The 16,984-nt window shown below is 63.4% G+C and carries 13 protein-coding genes; 7 read left to right on the top strand and 6 right to left on the bottom strand.

Translation table 11 applies throughout. The annotated features are described in order from the left end of the window. Positions 1-11 precede the first annotated feature (11 nt). The 3 genes from ACIOVF_RS14745 to ACIOVF_RS14735 are packed head-to-tail and all read left to right on the top strand — an operon-like array spanning position 12 to position 2,638. Positions 12-701 carry an N-acetyltransferase gene (locus ACIOVF_RS14745; protein WP_093383306.1) on the top strand — a complete coding sequence of 230 codons (690 nt, stop codon included), beginning with the start codon at positions 12-14 and terminating at the stop codon, positions 699-701. Between the two features lie 4 nt (positions 702-705). Further along, positions 706-1,878: a GNAT family N-acetyltransferase gene (locus ACIOVF_RS14740; protein WP_401290364.1), complete on the top strand. Its 1,173-nt coding sequence runs from the start codon at positions 706-708 to the stop codon at positions 1,876-1,878. Continuing rightward, the gene (locus tag ACIOVF_RS14735) at positions 1,850-2,638 is read left to right on the top strand and encodes a carbohydrate deacetylase (protein ID WP_045198749.1); all 789 of its coding nucleotides are present in this window, start codon (positions 1,850-1,852) and stop codon (positions 2,636-2,638) included. The genes ACIOVF_RS14740 and ACIOVF_RS14735 overlap by 29 nt, the downstream gene beginning before the upstream one ends. 139 nt (positions 2,639-2,777) lie before the next feature. Here ACIOVF_RS14735 and ACIOVF_RS14730 read toward each other — a convergent pair whose 3' ends face one another. Continuing rightward, positions 2,778-3,080 (bottom strand): DUF6124 family protein, encoded by a 303-nt coding sequence (locus ACIOVF_RS14730; RefSeq protein ID WP_082075459.1) that lies wholly within the window; start codon positions 3,078-3,080, stop codon positions 2,778-2,780. A gap of 763 nt (positions 3,081-3,843) precedes the next feature. Next, positions 3,844-6,084, bottom strand: coding sequence for a putative bifunctional diguanylate cyclase/phosphodiesterase (locus ACIOVF_RS14725; RefSeq protein WP_401290361.1), 2,241 nt, complete (start codon positions 6,082-6,084; stop codon positions 3,844-3,846). A 139-nt stretch (positions 6,085-6,223) separates the two neighbouring features. Here ACIOVF_RS14725 and ACIOVF_RS14720 point away from each other — a divergent pair, with 139 nt between their 5' ends. The 4 genes from ACIOVF_RS14720 to ACIOVF_RS14705 all read left to right on the top strand — a co-directional run bounded on the left by ACIOVF_RS14720 (position 6,224) and on the right by ACIOVF_RS14705 (position 10,083). Further along, complete coding sequence (locus tag ACIOVF_RS14720; RefSeq protein ID WP_401290358.1) at positions 6,224-7,843, top strand: NADP-dependent glyceraldehyde-3-phosphate dehydrogenase; 1,620 nt, start codon at positions 6,224-6,226, stop codon at positions 7,841-7,843. Between the two features lie 109 nt (positions 7,844-7,952). After that, complete coding sequence (locus tag ACIOVF_RS14715; protein ID WP_093383327.1) at positions 7,953-8,420, top strand: VOC family protein; 468 nt, start codon at positions 7,953-7,955, stop codon at positions 8,418-8,420. 83 nt (positions 8,421-8,503) lie between these two features. Next, positions 8,504-9,697: a hypothetical protein gene (locus ACIOVF_RS14710; protein WP_401290355.1), complete on the top strand. Its 1,194-nt coding sequence runs from the start codon at positions 8,504-8,506 to the stop codon at positions 9,695-9,697. Between the two features lie 80 nt (positions 9,698-9,777). Next, positions 9,778-10,083, top strand: coding sequence for a hypothetical protein (locus tag ACIOVF_RS14705; protein ID WP_401290352.1), 306 nt, complete (start codon positions 9,778-9,780; stop codon positions 10,081-10,083). Between the two features lie 97 nt (positions 10,084-10,180). Here ACIOVF_RS14705 and ACIOVF_RS14700 read toward each other — a convergent pair whose 3' ends face one another. The 4 genes from ACIOVF_RS14700 to ACIOVF_RS14685 all read right to left on the bottom strand — a co-directional run bounded on the left by ACIOVF_RS14700 (position 10,181) and on the right by ACIOVF_RS14685 (position 16,914). Continuing rightward, positions 10,181-11,608, bottom strand: coding sequence for a sigma-54 dependent transcriptional regulator (locus ACIOVF_RS14700; protein ID WP_093383333.1), 1,428 nt, complete (start codon positions 11,606-11,608; stop codon positions 10,181-10,183). Next, positions 11,583-13,070, bottom strand: coding sequence for a HAMP domain-containing sensor histidine kinase (locus tag ACIOVF_RS14695; protein ID WP_093383336.1), 1,488 nt, complete (start codon positions 13,068-13,070; stop codon positions 11,583-11,585). The genes ACIOVF_RS14700 and ACIOVF_RS14695 overlap by 26 nt, the downstream gene beginning before the upstream one ends. A gap of 112 nt (positions 13,071-13,182) precedes the next feature. Beyond that, on the bottom strand, positions 13,183-14,118 hold the full coding sequence (locus ACIOVF_RS14690; protein ID WP_401290349.1) for an SCO family protein: 936 nt from the start codon (positions 14,116-14,118) through the stop codon (positions 13,183-13,185). A gap of 15 nt (positions 14,119-14,133) precedes the next feature. Continuing rightward, positions 14,134-16,914 (bottom strand): multicopper oxidase domain-containing protein, encoded by a 2,781-nt coding sequence (locus ACIOVF_RS14685; RefSeq protein ID WP_401290346.1) that lies wholly within the window; start codon positions 16,912-16,914, stop codon positions 14,134-14,136. Between the last annotated feature and the right edge of the window lie 70 nt (positions 16,915-16,984).

Genomic DNA, 16,984 nt, shown 5'->3' with positions numbered 1-16,984 from the left:
CAGGAGGCACCATGAGTGCTTTGAGCAAGATCCAGGATCGCATCCAGCGCAAAGGACTGCGTAATACCATCAACGCTGGGGTCAAGCGCTACCTGTTCTACCATTGGCAGCTGCTGTGGATGGAGCGCGACCTGGTCAGCCCCGTGCCGCCGCACAAACTCAAACCCTACCCGCCGCTGCGGGTCGAGCCGATCACCGTGCACAACGTGCGGGCTTTCGCCAAACACTTTGGCGACCGCATCGAGACCATGCGCGAGCTGGCCGCCGAGGGCCACACCGGGCTGATGTTCCTCGATGACGCGGGTGACGTGGTGGCATTCATCTGGGGCAGCCTGCGCCACTACCACGACCGCCACTTCTACGGCTGCTGGTTCCCGGTCGAGCCCGGGCAGTTCTTTGAATTTGGCGGCGAGCTGGCGCGCAAGTACTGGGGCACCGAGCTTTCGGTCGACCTGCAGCTGGAGCTGTGGAAGGCCATGGCCGCCCAGGGCTGCGACACCGTGGTGGACGTGTGTGAAAGCCACAACATCCCGGCGCTCAAGCTGCACCTGCGCATGGGCTATAAGGAACAAGGACGGGTGATGAATGTGTACTGCCTGTTCGGCCGCTGGAAGTTCTACCGCGAAACCCGCTACAGCGAATCGCGCCTGGAGCCCCTGCGCAAACCTGAAGCCAGCCCCGCCCCGGCCACGGTGACCTGAACCCATGAGCCTTGAACTGCAGTGGTACCCGTCGCTGGCGGCGGCGGACTTCCCCGCCGCCGACTACGAACAACTGCGCCAGCAACTGGCCGACAGCGCGCCGTTCAACCACCTGGGCTGGCTGCTGGCGGCCGAAGCGGCACTGACGGCCGGGCAACAACTGCAGGTGCTGGTGGGCCGCGACCAGGGCCGGTTGTGCCTGTGCCTGCCGCTGGTGCGCGGCACTGAGCGCTTCGGCCCATTGACCGCGCAGGTGGTGCGCCACCTGGGCTACCCGCTCAGCGACCGCATCGCCCTGCTCTGCGACCTGCCGGCCAAAGCGGCCGCGCAGGTGTTACGGGCGATCCGCAAGCAACTGCCCCATGCCCTGCTGCAACTGGACGAAGTGCCCGACGACGCGGCAACCCACAGCCTGCTCAGCCGCTGGGCAAGGCGCAGCTCTACCCATGAGCAGCGCCTGAACTGCCGGGTGCCGGTGCACCGCATCGTGCCCGAAGACCGTCAGGAAATCAGCGGCGACCCGCGCTACAAACTGCGCCGCGCGCGTAAGCGCATTGCCGCCTGCGGCGCCCAGGTACGCAGGGTTACCCCGAATGCAAACACCATCACGCCACTGCTCGATGCCATCAGCGCCGTCGAAGAGCTCAGCTGGAAAGGCGACGACGAGGTCGGCATCTTCTCTGGCCGCCTGCGCCGCCAATGGATGTACCAGGCTTTCACCGCCCTGGCGGCCCAGGGCCTGGTGCGCATGGTACTGCTGGAGCTCGATGGCCGCTGCATCAGCTACCGCCTGGGGGTGTTCGAGCGCGGCCGGGTGTACGACTACAACCTGGCCTTCGTGCCCGCCTATGCCGAGCTTGGCAGCGGCCGGGTGCTGCTCGAAGAATGGATTCACTGGGGCCTGGACGACGGCTGGGAGTGGGTCGACGCCTCGCGGGTGAGCCTGCACAACTCCAGCCACCAACTGCACGAACGCATGAGCGGCGCCGTTGAACACCAGCGGCAAAGCTTCTACAGCTGGCGCCCCAGCGGCCTGGCCCTGGGCCTGGCCTTGCGCCTGTGGCAACGCTTCAAGCCACAGTTGCAACGCCTGCGCCAAAAAACCTCGGCCACAGCCGCCGAGCCCGACTCGCCACAGGAGAACCCGGATGCCCTCACAGGTCATAGTCAACGCTGACGACTTCGGCCTCAGCGCCCACACCAACGCGGTCATCCTGCATGCCTTCCAGGCCGGACTGATCAGCTCGGCCACGGCCATGGCCAATATGCCGGCCTTCAGCGCCGCCTGCAGCCTGGCGCAACTGCCGGCCTTGCGCGGGCGTATCGGCCTGCACTTCAACCTCACCTACGGCCGGCCGCTGAGCCAAGCCATTCGCCAGCAGCCACGCTTCTGCGCGCCCAACGGCGAATTCGACCTGCGCCTGAAACAACGCACCCTGCGCCTGAGCCGCGCCGAGCGCGAGGCAGTCGAGCAGGAACTGCAGGCGCAGTGGCAACACTGCCTGAACCAGGGCCTGATGCCCAGCCACCTGGACTCGCACCAGCACGTGCACAACATCTGGCCGATCGGCGTGATTGTCGCCCGCTTTGCGGCACGTGAAGGCGTTGCGGTGCGGCTGGCGCGCAACCTCGGGCACAACATCGGGCCGCTGAAGCGGGTGTTCAAAACGTTGCTTAATCGGCGCTTGAAGCAGTTGGCGGGGGCGACGGCGGATTATGTATGTACGCCGGCGGATTTACGCGCGGGGTTGGCGCCGGCGGATGGGTTGCTGGAGGTGGTGGCGCACCCGAGTGCGTTGGGGGGGCATGATTTTGGGGATGCTTATTTGGGCAGTGGGGAGTCGTTGAAGGCGTTGGTGGAGTTAAGGTTGGGGGGGGTGCCTAGGGTTGGGTATGGGGTGCTTACCGGGGGACGAACTGTGCTGGCCCCCTCTTAAAATATTTGAGCGTAAACGGTCAGCGAATAGATTTTGCGCTGATTGGTTTGTACCCCCGGTGAGACGTCCAGTCACTGAAAGCGAGTGTCTTTCATCCTTATAGAGCAGGATCCAAGACATTCTCGCTTTCAGCCATTGCTCAGACCTTTAGCTGTCGAGCTTCGACTCCATCTAGCAATGCGTCCATCAGAGCGCTGGCCATTTCAACAGAGTGTTGCGAAGACCATACAAAAGCACGTCCTTCATTATCTGTATGCTTAACGACCTGCGAAATCGTTGCGCTCGCACATTTCAGGTATAGGACTGCATGCACTAGAGCATCTTCTGCACAGATCCCGGCTCGCACATTGAAAAGTGGTGGATGATCCGGACAACTTTTGACACTAGTCTCTAAGGTCTCGACAAGATGAAGTGATGGCGGATCAGGTACTGGTTTTTTCATCGATAGGCTCCTGGTTGAGTTGACTGGAGCTACCACGCACTCGTCGCCAAACGAGATAAGGTGGCAGCTGTACGCGGGTTGGCGAACCGGATCAACGCAGGAAACCCCGGCAGGGCATAAGCCCTCCCGCATACAGCCACCATAAAGGACAAACGGACACTAAAACGCCCGCCCTTCATTCAGGGGCATATCTGCATATAGATTCCGGGTCGCCAAACCCGATCACCAAGTTTTCAGTGACCGAGCGAGCCTAGTTTGAATATACAGAGCAAGCAAGAGAATGAAGGTGACAGAAAGCGTAGGATAATTCCTAAGAACCATTTCAACTAGCTTAAAATGTCGTGAGGAAGGAATTTTCAAGTAGAACTGTGAATTTTTCTTATTTCCAACAGCAAAGATTTCAGCCGATTCACAGAGAGCAGACACTCCGAAACCAGTGAGAGTGAGAGTTGAAGCCTATCTGCCTAATTTTTCTAAATAAAAAAGTTGCAGCCTAGCAAATTGTGACTCAGCTTCGAGCCGAAGACTCTCGACGTCATCCTCAGCAAGCCTTCCTTTCGAATCGCTATATCTACGCATAGAATTCATAGCATTCAGATATAAGGTTTGGTCACTCAATAACTGAATCGCATCATACGGATCTATGGCCGGTGCTCTGTCGTTTCGCATTTCTTCTACTCCGCCCAGGCTACATGTAGATCGAGTATAGAAAAAGGCGAGTGAATTGCTACCGCATGTCACCCGATATTCAATTCCTTTGAACTCATCGAACCAAAATGCTGAGATCCACCTTTTTTGATTCCAACCAGCTATCAAACTCGGCCACCGGCATCGGCCGGCCCATCCAGAAGCCCTGGCCCTGATCACACCCGGCATTGCGCAAAAACGCGTACTGCTCGGCGGTTTCGATGCCTTCGGCGGTGATCTTGAAGCCCAGGGCGTGGCCCAGGTCGATGATCGCCCGGGTAATGGCGGCGCCGTCGTCGTCTTCGGGCAGGTCCTTGATAAAGGCGCGGTCGATCTTCAGGTGGTCGATCGGCAGCATCTTCAAGTACGCCAGCGACGAATATCCGGTGCCGAAGTCGTCCACGGCGGTGGTCACGCCCAGTTCCTGCAACTGCGCCAGGACTGCGCAGGCGTGCTGCTGGCTTTCCATCAGCAGGCTTTCGGTGATCTCGACTTCCAGCAGGGTCGGCGCCAGGTCATAGCGTTTGAGGCTACGCCTGAGGCTGGCGACATAGTCGCTGCGCTCGATCTGCAGGGCCGCGACGTTGATTGCCACCGGCCCCGGCAGGCGGTCGGCGGCGCGCCAGGCGGCGATCTGCGCGCAGGCAAGATCCAGCACTTTCTCGCCCAGGGGGATGATCAGCCCGGTGCGCTCGGCCAGCGGGATGAACTGCGCCGGCGACACCAGCCCGTGCTCGGGGTCACGCCAGCGCAGCAGCGCCTCGGCGCCTTCGACGCGGCCGCTGAACAGGTCGATCTTGGGCTGGTACCAGAGCTCGAATTCATTGTGCTTGAGCGCCCGGCGCAGGTTGTGCTCCAGGTCCAGGCGCTGCTGCAGGCGCTGGGTCATTTCCGGCTGGTACAGGCGGTAGGCATTGCGCCCGCTCTCCTTGGCCGCGTACATCGCGGTGTCGGCGTGGCGCAACAGGCGGTCGGCGCTCTGCCCGTGTTCCGGGCACCAGGCCAGGCCGATGCTGCCGGTCACCAGCGCGGCGTTGCCCTTGAGGTCAAACGGCAATTGCAGGGTTTGCAGCAGGGCCTGGATACGCTCGATGCAACGGTCATCCGACCCTTTGAGAACAAAGGCAAATTCGTCGCCACCCAGGCGGCACAGGCAATCCTCAGGCTCGATGATCTGCATGAAGCGCGCCGTGGCCTGCTGCAGCAACAGGTCGCCCATGGCGTGGCCGAGGCTGTCGTTGATCTGCTTGAAGCCGTCGATATCGAGCACCAGCACGGCCAGGCGCTGGCCCTGGCTGATGGCTTCGAGCAACTGCTGCTGAAAGCGCAGGCGGTTGGGCAGCCCGGTAATGGCATCGAAATGCGCCAGGCGCTCCAGTTGCGCCTGGGACTGCTTGAGTTCTAGGTTGCGCAGGTTGATCAGGTGGTTGCTGCGGTTGAGCTGGGCGACGAACACGCTGAACAGCCCGGTGCAGGTCAGGGCAAACAAAAACAGCGGCGAGGCGAACAGGCTCATCGACGGCCAGCCGCCCAGGGGGCTGGCCGCCAGTTGCCAGAGCCCGCCGGGCACATCGACATTGACCGTCACCGGGTGCTGTTCGAACAACTGCGGGTCACCCCAGATCACCGCGCCCGCCGGGCCCTGGCCATCGGCGCCGCGCAGGGCCAGCTCGAAGCCCGGGTCCAGATCAAGCCCGGCGGTGCTGAGCAAGCGGTCGATATCGGCAACAATCGAGACATTGCCCCAGTACAGGTTGACGCCCTTGTGGCCCTTGAGGAACACCGGGCGCCGGTAGATCAGCCCGCGCCCGCCCTGCAGCAACTGCACCGGGCCTGCCAGCACCGGGCTGTAGTTGTCGCGGGCACGCTGCAGCAGCGGGTACTGGTCGGGCAGCCGGCGGTAGTCCATGCCCAGCACGCCCTGATTGCCATTGAGCGGGTAGACGTCGGCGATCACATCGTTGGGCGCCAGGGAAACATGGCGGATGTGCGGCACCGAGGCGATGGCCTGGCGGGCCATGTCGTGAAAATGCTCGGGGCTGATTTCGCCATCGGCACTCAGCAGTTGGGCAATGCCTTCGGTCTCGCCGAACGCCGAGCGCAACTGCGCCTCGATGCTGGCGCGCACGCCCGACAGGCGCGCGCTGGCATTGGCGATCACCTCGGCTTCCTGGCGCTGCACGTCCAGGCGCCCGAGCACCACCGACAGGCCGATGCCGATCAGGGCAAAACCTACGGGCAGCAGGCGATTGAGGGTGGTGCGCAGGTTCTTCGACAGGACCGGATTGTCATCAAGGGCGAGGATTCTTGTGCTCATAGGTCCGTAGTTCGCATCGCATTACTGCTTTATCGGCGCCGGCGGCGCATTGTTTAGCCAGGCTGGCTTTTTTTAGCGCGCTGGCGTTATGCTCAAACTGAAACGTTTCACCCATTACAGAAAAAGAGGTGCTGCGCCCATGGACCGTCTGCTCGATTCGCTGTTTCCCACCGCCAACGAGATCCCTGAGGCGTACCGCCTGGGTGAGCCGCTGGTGCAACGCGAGTACCTGGTCAACGGCCAGTTGCAGCAATGGGACGGGCCGCTGGCCACGGTGCGCAGCCCGGTGTGGCTCAAGGAGGGCAATGAAGAACGCCAGGTGATCCTCGGCAACACGCCACTGCTGGACGCCGACACCGCCCTCACCGCCCTGGACGCCGCCGTGCAGGCCTACGACAAGGGCCGCGGCGCCTGGCCCACCATGCGCGTGGCCGAGCGTATCCAGCATGTCGAAACCTTCCTGGCCAAGATGCGCGAACAGCGCGCGGCGGTGGTCAAGCTGCTGATGTGGGAAATCGGCAAGAACCTCAAGGACTCGGAAAAAGAGTTCGACCGCACCTGCGACTACATCGTCGACACCATCGGCGCCCTCAAAGAGCTGGACCGCCGCTCCAGCCGCTTCGAGCTGGAGCAGGACACCCTCGGCCAGATCCGCCGCGCGCCGCTGGGCGTGGCTTTGTGCATGGGCCCCTACAACTACCCGCTGAACGAGACCTTCACCACCCTGATCCCGGCGCTGATCATGGGCAACACCGTGGTGTTCAAGCCGGCCAAGTTCGGCGTGCTGTTGATCCGTCCGCTGCTTGAGGCCTTCCGCGACAGTTTCCCGGCCGGGGTCATCAACGTTATCTACGGCCGTGGCCGCGAGACCGTCAGCGCGCTGATGGCCAGCGGCAAGATCGACGTGTTCGCCTTCATCGGCACCAACAAGGCCGCCAGCGACCTGAAAAAACTCCACCCGCGCCCGCATCGCCTGCGCGCAGCCCTGGGCCTGGATGCCAAGAACCCGGGCATCGTGCTGCCCGAGGTTGACCTGGACAACGCGGTGAACGAGGCGGTCACCGGTGCGCTGTCGTTCAACGGCCAGCGCTGCACGGCGCTGAAAATCCTCTTCGTCCATGAAGACGTGGTCGATGAATTCCTCGATAAATTCCAGCGCAAGCTGGCCGCGCTCAAGCCGGGCATGCCCTGGGAGCCTGGCGTGGCCCTGACGCCGTTGCCCGAGGCCGGCAAGATCGATTACCTCAATGGCCTGGTGGCCGATGCCGTCGACAAAGGCGCCAGGGTCATCAACGAAGGCGGTGGCGCCAGCCGTGGCTCGTTCTTCTACCCCGCCCTGCTATACCCGGTGAACGCGCAGATGCGCGTGTACCAGGAGGAGCAATTCGGCCCGGTGGTGCCGGTGGTGCCCTATCGCGACCTGCAGACGGTGATCGACTACGTGCTCGATTCCGACTTCGGCCAGCAACTGAGCATCTTCGGTACGAACTCGGCCGAGGTCGGCAGGCTGGTCGATACCTTCGCCAACCAGGTCGGGCGCATCAACCTCAACGCCCAGTGCCAGCGCGGCCCCGACACCTATCCGTTCAACGGGCGCAAGAACTCGGCCGAGGGCACCCTCTCGGTACACGACGCCCTGCGGGTGTTCTCGATCCGTACGCTGGTGGCGACCAAGTTCCAGGACAGCAACAAGCAGTTGATCAGCGACATCATCCGTAACCGCGAGTCGAGCTTCCTGACCACCGATTACATTTTCTGACTGCCGCTCGTCCAGCGCCGCGACTTTTGATTTGCCCAATCGCCGAAACTGTATAAATATACAGTTTCGCGCCATTCACCCTGCGGCGCCTTAAAGGAGGATCAATAAAATGGCAGTCAAACCAATCCCCGAAGGACAGCACAGCATTACCCCCTACCTGGGCATCAAGGATGCCGCCAAGGCCATCGAGTTCTACAAGAAGGCCTTCGGCGCGCTCGAGATGTTCCGCCTCGACGGCCCCGACGGGCGCGTCGGCCATGCCGAGCTGAAAATCGGCGATTCCTCGCTGATGCTTGCCGACCCGTGCGATCAGTCTGGCGGGCTGGTCAGCAGCCAGTCGCTCAATGGCACGGCCGTTGGCCTGCACCTGTATGTCGAGGACGCCGATGCCACCTATGCCCAGGCCCTCGCCGCCGGTGCCAGCCAGGTTACCGAGGTCAAAGACCAGTTCTACGGCGACCGTAGCGGCACCCTGAAAGACCCGTTCGGCAACCTCTGGTTCGTCTCCACCCACAAGGAAGACCTGAGCGTGGAAGAGATCCGCGAGCGCGCCGCCAAGCTGTTTGGCGGCCAGTAGGGCCAGGTTCGGCTGGCGGGCATGTTCGCCAGCCGGGCTTTGCATTAAGGTGGCAGGCACAGGAAGGCAGGCCAGGATTGTCCATGCGAATCATCGAAAAAAACGCCGCGCTGGTGCGCACCCTCACCCCTGCTGAAGACGAGCTGTTGCGTGGGTTTGTCCAGGGCAACCTCGAAGGCCTGCGCCTGCTGCAGGCCAACCAGTTGCTGATGAAGGTGCGCGCTGCCGGCCATTGGCTGGCCTGTGATTGCCAGCCCAAGGCCATGCCGGTGCTCAACGTCAACCTCAACGGCAACACCGGCACCCTGTTCCTCAAGAACAACCCGGGCACCGCCGAGCACGCGCCAGACTGTGCGTTCATCAAGGACGAGCGTGAAAGCGCCAGCCGCGACAGCGACACTGATGCACCACCGGCCGCGTGGCTGGCGCCCGATGCGCCGTTGCGGCTGATTGGTGATTTCAAGCGAGCCAGTGAAGCCAGCGGCGAATCCGCGGGTACTGGCGACAAACGCGAACAGCACCGATTGCTGTCGTTGCTGCTGACCCTGATCGAGGCCAGTGGCCTGAACGTCTACGCCACTCACCTGAAAAAAGACCTCACCGGGCAGTTTGCCGAGTTGCGCGGGGTGGCCAGCCGTTATCCGCTGATCGAACGGGTGCCGGCCAGCAACTACCTGGAAACCCGCCTGGACATGAAGCACATGATGATGCTCAAGGCGCGCTTGCGCGAGTCCACGGCCTTTGGCACCCATCGCCGGCATGGCTTGCTGCTCGACTGCGTCAGCCAGATCAAGGCGCGCAAGGTGTTCAACGAGCGCAGCGAGGACGGCTTCGACTTCCAGGGCCATCACCTGCTCTGGGGTGGCAGCAAGACTCCGGGGCCGTTGCTGGCCCTGGCGATCTACTCGCCGGCCAGTGCCGGCAGTCATTTCTATGAGCTGATCCATGTCGCCAGCGTGCCGGTGCTGTCGCGCGGGCAGCTGTTTGCGGTGTACCGCGATGAAGAGCGCGAGCCGCTGAAAATGCTCATCTCGCTGATCGACTGGATGGCCAGCAAGGGCGTCAAGGTGATCATGCGCCGGCCGGTGCTCGGTGGCCAGGGCATGGACGCGCTGGTGCTCAGCTCCGACCAGGACCGGGTGCTGTCGGTGTCACTGACCGAGCAGCCGCTGGGGCCGGAGCCGGAGGGCGAGACCTTCAAGCGCTATGCCGACTTCAAGAGCCTGGACACCTTCCGTAAGTACGTGGCAGGTTTTTTCATGCGCGGGCGCGAGTAGCGCCGTTGGTCGCGTGCGTCGCACCTTCCCTTCGCGGCTGGGCCTAACCTCTGGCACCTGCCCTGAAAAGGAGTTTGACCATGACCCGTAGCGCCCTCGCTGCCTTATTGATTGCCGCATTGCTCGGCACCCAGGCGGTTGCCGCCGGCACCGGCCCGACCAACCCCAACCCGGACACCACCCCGACCACGCCGTTGCCGGGCATCAACACCGGCACCAACCCCACCGACACCCCACTGCCCAGCGGCACCGACCCGCGCACCCAGGGCAATGACGCCGGGCGCCAGGGTGGTAGCGAGACCGATGGCAGCCGGCGCGAGCCGAAGAAAGACGGCAGCGGCTCGGAGAGTGGCGGCGAAGCTGGGGGCAGTGCCGGTAGCTACTAGGCCTGACCTCCAATGTATTACGACCGCTGCGCGCTCGATCGCGGGTCCAGCCCGCTCCCACAGGTTTGGCGTACACAGCACTATTGAGCTGGTACGCCTACCACTGGCGCTTGTCCGGCCGGGTCAGGCCGAGCTTTTCGATCCGGTAGCGCAACATGTCCCGGCTCAGGCCCAGCAGCCGCGCCGATTTGGTGACGTTCCAGTCGGTGCGGTCGAGCATCTTGCGCACCATGTCGCGCTCCACTTCCGGCAAGCTCGCCGAGGCCATGGCCTCAGCATTGCCGAACGCCTCATGCACGGCAGGCGCCGGCATTTCCAGCGGCTCGTCGACCAGGCTCATGCACACGTTGAGCTGGTGCGGGGCGATCAGGTCCTGGGGCGCCAGCAACACCGTCTGTTCAAGCATGTTGCGCAACTCGCGCACGTTGCCCGGCCAGCTGTAGTTGAGCATCAACTCCTCGGCCTCGTCGCAAAAGCGCAGGTTGGGCTTGCCATAGCGTTTGCCATGCAGAGCAAGAAAATGCCGGGCCAGCAGCAGGATGTCTTCACCCCGGGCATACAGCCTGGGCACCTTGATCGAGATAATGCGCAGGCGAAAGAACAGGTCACGGCGAAACTTGCCCTGCTGGACCATCTGCTCCAGGTTGCAGTTGGTGGCGCTGATGATGCGCAGGTCGACCTTGCGCTCCTTCACCGCGCCTATCCGGCGAATGGTGCGGTCTTCCAGTAGCTTGAGCAACTTGGCCTGCAGCAGCAGGTCCATTTCGCCAATCTCGTCGAGGAACAAGGTGCCGCCGTCGGCCGCCTCGACCAGGCCCACCCGGCGATCCTTGGCATCGGTAAACGCGCCCTTCTCATGGCCGAACAGTTCAGCCTCCAGCAGGTTGGCCGGGATCGATGCGCAGTTGAACTCGATAAACGGCCCCTTGCTGCGCACTCCGTCAAAATGCAGGGCGCGGGCTACCAGCTCCTTGCCGGTACCGGTCTCGCCTTCTACCAGCACCGGCGGCAGGTCGCCGCTGGCCATGCGCTGCTCGGCATCGAGCAACTGGCGGATGGTGTGCTTGAGGCCGAGCATGGCCGGTGATTCGCCTATCAGCGCCTGGCCACCTGATTTTTGCGCCTCGCGTTCCTGGTAGAACGACAGGGTACGCTCCATGCGCTCGGTAGCCAGGGCCTTCTCCAGCATCAGTTTGAGCTCGGCCAGCACCACCGGTTTGGTCAGGTAGTGGAAGGCGCCCTCCTTCATCGCCAGCACGGCGTCTTCGACGTTGCCGTAGCCGGTCATCATGATCACCTTGAGCTCCGGCGCGCGCTGGGCCAGGGCCTTGAGCAGCTCGTGGCCGTTCATGCCCGGCAGCGAGTTGTCGGTCAGCACCGCATCGGGCTGACAGCGCGGCAGCTGCTCCAGGGCCTCTTCGGCGCTGTGGCAAACCGTGACCTCGAAGCCTTTGCGCTCAAGGTAGGTCTGGATGTTCTCGGCGAGGATTTGATCGTCCTCAACCACCAGGATGCTCTGCTCCATGGTCCCCTCCCGCTGCAATATTGAAGATCAGGCACACGCGGGTTCCTTCCTCTTCGCGGCTGGCCAGGCTCACCGAGCCACCAAAACGTTCCATGATCCGCTTGACCAGTACCAGGCCGACCCCGAGGCCGCCCTGTTTGGTCGTAAAAAACGGCTTGAAGACCATCCGCTCCTGCTGCTGGGTCATGCCCTTGCCGGTGTCGCTCAAGGCCAGTTGCAGCTGTTTGCCGTCTTCCAGCGCCTGCACCACCACGCTCAGGCGCCCGCCCGTGGGCATGGCTTCGAGGGCATTAGCGAACAGACTGTTGAGAATCTGCGTCAGCAGCACCGGCTGGCTGATCACCCAGGCCGCCTCGGGCGTGTCGATCTGCACCTGGACCTTATGCCGCTCCAGTTGCTGGGCGTAGGCATGGCGGGTGTCGTCGATCGCTGCCACCAGCTCGACCGCTTCGGCATCGTCGTTGACCGGGCGCAGCGACACCAGCAAGTCGCGCACCCAGCGCGACATGCGGTCAACCTGGCTGATGATGTCGCCAATGTTCTTCTGCGCCGGGGCACTGGCGATGTCCTGGGCAAGTTCGGCGCTGGAGCGGATATTGGCCAGCGGGTTGCGCAGGCTGTGGGCCACCGCCGAGGACATTTCGCCAAGGGCGACGAAGGTTTCGCTGGCCACCAGCTGGGTTTGCTGGGTCTGCAGCATGCTCGCGGCGCGGCGCACGATCCAGAACAGGCCGAAGTAGATCAGCGCCCCACCGACCAGGGTCGAGGCCCAGATCAGCACGTAGCCGCGCTGGATGCGCCGCACCAGGTCCTGGGGTTCCTTGTACACCTCGACCATCGACAGCACCTTTTGCCCGTCGCTGTCGAACATCGGGATGTAGTTCTCGATGAACAGGTACTGCGGCGCGCGCTGGAACTTTTGTTCATCGCGGTCTTCATTGGCCTTGTGGTAGCTGGCCGAGACCGGCACTTTCGAGGCGAACGATTCATCCAGGTCGTCGTCACCGACGATTTTCTCCCCGATCAGCTGCGGGTTGGTCGACCAGACGATGGTCCGGTCCAGGGCATAGACGTTGGCCAGCAAAGTGTCGGGCAGGTGTTCGACATGGTCGAGAAACTCCACCCGGGTGGACTCGGCCAGGGTCGGGCTGACCCCCGGGTGGTGCTGGTCCAGGCGCGGGTCGAGCAGCTCGCCCATGGTGGTGCCCGGCGGAATGCGCGAATGGCGCACTTCGGCCTGGGCCATGGCCTGGATGAACTGGGCGGTGAGCATGGCATCGCGCTCGACGCTGTCGGTGACCACGAAGCGGGTCGAGACATAGCCCAGCCCGCCTGCCACCGAAGCGATGATCAACAGGCTGACCAACGAGAACCAGCGCAACAGGTTGAACTGGCGCAAGGGTCGGTCGGCTGCCTGGCTGTCGAGGCCCTCATCGGCCAGTTTTCCGTTGAGCATCTGCATCGGGTCTGGTCCTGCCGTGGATGCTTCTTTTCTTAGAACTTATAGCCCAGCGTGCACACAGGCGTGGCACATCAAAACTAATGGCCACGGCGCCAGTGATAGTATTTTGCCTTTATGGCTGTTGGCGTTCGGCCTCCTGCTCGAGAAAGGCCAGCAAGGCCTGGGCATCGGCCTCGTTCAGGCGTAGGTTGGGCATCGCCACGCCGTTGTATTGCCGGTACAGCGCCATGACCTGCGGGTCTTGCTCGGCGAGCATGCGATCCGGCTCGCGGATCCAGCGGCTCAGCCAGCGCTGCTCGCGGCGCCGGGTAACGCCGAGCAAGTCCGGGCCGACCGCGCGCAGGCCGGTAGCCTGGCCATCTTCCGGGCCGAGGCTGTGACAAGCGGCGCAACGGGTGCGAAACAGCTCTTCGCCGCTGCTCGGTGGGCGAATCTGCGGGGCATCGGCGTAGCTCTGCTCGCTGCTGGGTTGCTTCCAGTTCTGCAGGCTGTTGGCCAGTTGGTCGGCGAGAATCCACGGGTTTTCGAAGGGTGAGGCCTTCATCCAGCGCCCGGTGGCCTGGTTGCCGACGATCAGGCTGAGGTTGTGGTCGCGGCTGCGGCCGTTGTCGACGCCTTCGATAAACAGGCCCAGGCTGCGGCGCAAGGCATCGATCTGGCCTTTGTCGCCGGTCAGAAAGCGCCAGCCGGGCGCCACCTTGAACTTCTGCGCATAGGCCTTGAGCACCTCGGGGGTATCGCTGAGCGGGTCGATGCTGATCGAGTAGAAGAACACCTCGCGCCCGACCCGCTCGCCCAACAGTTGCTGGACCTGGCGCAGGCGCGCGGTCTCCAGCGGGCAGGAATCGCCACAACCGGTGAAGATGAAGTTGATCACCACCACCTTGTCCTTGATCAGGTCGTCGAAAAAGCGCAGGTGCTCACCGTTGTGGTCGATCAGCTCGGTATTGGGGAAGTACTGCGCCCCCCAGGGCGTGGCCTCCTCGGCCAGCCCCGGCAGGCTGCTGCACAGCCAGCAGAGCAACAGGCAACGTGCGATAACGCCCATGGCAACCTCCCCCGGCTATTTGCCGACCTTGACCTGCGGGCCCTTGCCATCGCCGTTGCGCCAGGTGGGCAGCGCCGCCGAGTTGACGTACTTGACCCCGTCCCAGCTGGGCAAGGGCGTGGGCATCAACTGCAACTGGCCGGGGTGCTCGATGTCCCAGCGCAGCAGCATCGAGTTGTCCTCGTGCTGGGTGTTGTGGCAGTGCTCCATGTAGGTGCCGGCGAATTCGCGAAAGTTGATCGCCACCTCGACGTTGTCCAGGCCGTCGGCTTCGCTGCCGATCCGGTAGACGTCCTTGCGCGCCCACTTTTCCCATTCCGGCGGCGCCTTGCCGCCGCGGCTGAGGATGATGCCCTCCTCGAAGTGCACGTGCACCGGGTGGCTCCAGCCGTTGCCACCGTTCTGGATCTTCCAGATTTCCAGGGTGCCGAAGCCGCTGGCGCCGGCGTCGGTGGGGCCAGTGGCCAGCTGAGGCGCGGCGTTGAGCCGGCGCGGGTCCATGTGATAGCCAAAGCCGCCGTCGGTCTTGACCGTCCACGGCGCCTGGTCGGTGCCATCGGAGCGGCCGAAGATGAAGGTGCGATGGCGGGCCTGGGCCAGGCGGGCGATGTCTGCCGGGTTGTCGCGGTGCAGCTTGAGCGGGATCATCACCTTGCCCTCGGCCTTGCCGGGTTTGGCCGGCTCGTAGGCGGCCGGGTCCATGGCCAGGTCCTGGCCGCTGTAGGGCTTGACGTTGAACTGCAGGATCTTGTTGACAGTGGGGTCGCCTTTATCCCATTGCGGGCCCTTGCTGGTCTGCTTGATCACCGCCTGGTACTTCTCCGACAGCACGTCGGCCAGGGCGATGGCCTCTTTGGGGCCCTTGCCGGTGTCGTGGGCCTGGAGGTTGAGCAGGAACAGCTTGTCGCCGGGCTTGATCCCGTTCTTGGCGAAGTTGACGACAATGTCGAAGCGCTCGGCGATGCCCTGGGTCGGCAGGATGGCGTTGTGGTCCTGTTTGTCGCCGTTGGCGTCCAGGTCCATGCTGCCGTCGAACGGCACCGCGTGCTCCATGATGTTGCCGTCGTTGGCAATCATGTGGAATGGCACCCGCGCATAGGAAAGCCCCGAACCCTTGGGCCCGGCGAACTCGCCGCCGCTGCCCTTGATTTCACGCACCAGCGCCAGCTTCAGGTAGCGCGACACCGAACCGTTGAGGATGCGCAGGCGGTAGCTGCGGGCGCGCACGTCGAGGTATGGCTTGTATTGCCAGTTGACCAGGATCTGGTCGCCGAGAAAGCCGTCGGTGTTGAACGGGTTGAACCACAGCTGGCCGTTCTGGCCCCAGGCCTTGTCGGCGATCAGCAGGTTGAGGTCATAGTCGCGATTGCCCCACGACAGCGCCGAGCCGCTGGGCAGGCGCAGGTTGACGCCATCGTCGAAGGCCTCGTTGCCGCGGTCCAGGGCACTGTAGTAGTTCATCATCGCAGCGTTGCCCTTGTAGACGTTCTGCGCGGTGAAATCGAGCATGTGGTCATGAAACCAGTGGGTGCTCATGGTTTCGCGCCAGTCGCCGCGAATACGGATACTGCCGTTCTCGCAGGTTTTCAGCCCCGGGTTGGCGTCGTTGACCCACAGGGTTTCGCCCGGGGTGCAGGGGAACGCCGCGCGCGGGTCTTCGGCGCGGGTGTTGATGCTGTCGTAGCCGGCCAGCTGGATCGGCCAGCGGTAGTCGTAGTACTGGCCCGGGAAGAAGAACGCATTGGCGTAGCCGTCGCTTTCGGCCGGGGCGTGGCCGTTGTGTTCATGGGTGCTGATGGTGTGCAGGCCAAAGCCGTGGTTGGCGGCGGGGTCGATCGGCAAGGCGTTGTAATGGCGCATCAGCAGCGGCTGGCCGTATCGCACCATCAACAGCTTGGCCGGCAAGGTGCCGTCGAAGGTCCATAGCGACTTGTGATCCTGCAGCGGCATGTTGGGGTGGAAGCGGGTATCGACGCCCTTGGTGGTGCCCAGGGTGTTGGCCTGGCCGGCGGTGTTGTAGTAAAGGCCGCCGGGGCCGAACTCGCCGACGCTGTAGTGGTGCATCTGCATGGCGTCACGCAGGCCGCTGTTGATCCGCGCCCCGGCTTGCGCGGTTTTGTAGGCGGCCTGGGGGTAGAACTCGTTCCAGCGCTGGTGCGACCAGCCCTTTCCTGGTGGCCGGCCTTCGGCGGCAGAGCCGATGTGGCGGTTGAGGAACAGCTCGATCTGCTGCTGCCAGGGGTTGCGGTCGACAACGTTGGCAAACTGGCCGGGGAACGGGGTCAGGCCCGGCTGCTTGAGAAAGGCATCGAGCAACGGCCCGGACGGCGCACTGCGCGCGACGTTGAGCGGGTCTTGCTGCGGCGCCGGGCCGGTGCTGGGCGCCGGGAACACCAGCAGCCCGGCGGGGGTGGTCGGGTCGAGGCGGGTCGGGCCGAATTCTTCGAACAGCAGCAGTTGCTGGCTGAACGGCTGGGCGCCGAACATCGGGCTGGGGGCGCCATTGGTGGGGTAGTTGAAGCTGGTTTGCAGCGCTGGCGGGCGCTCGTTCTCCTGGCGCGGGGTGGTGCGGTCGCCCTCGCCCTCGGGCAGGTCGAAGGCGCCGAGGTTGGCCTCGGGCAGCGACAGCAGGTTGTTCAACGCTGCGGCGCTGTCGGCGGGTGGATCGCTAAAGGCCGAGGGGTCGCCAGGCTCTGGCGGCTCGACATCATCCAGGCGGCTGGCGTTGGCATCAGCCATTAAGGCAATGGCCAGGGCGATGCTCAGGACAAGAGGGGTGGGGGTTGGGGTTTTCATCATCTTCACCCAGATTCAGGGACCGGTAATATCGTTTTGCAATTACCTGGCCACATCTGTATCAGGATGT

Source organism: Pseudomonas sp. NPDC087612 (genome assembly GCF_044743505.1).
Classification (GTDB): Bacteria; Pseudomonadota; Gammaproteobacteria; order Pseudomonadales; family Pseudomonadaceae; genus Aquipseudomonas.
This window is presented reverse-complemented; position numbering and strand designations above follow the sequence as displayed.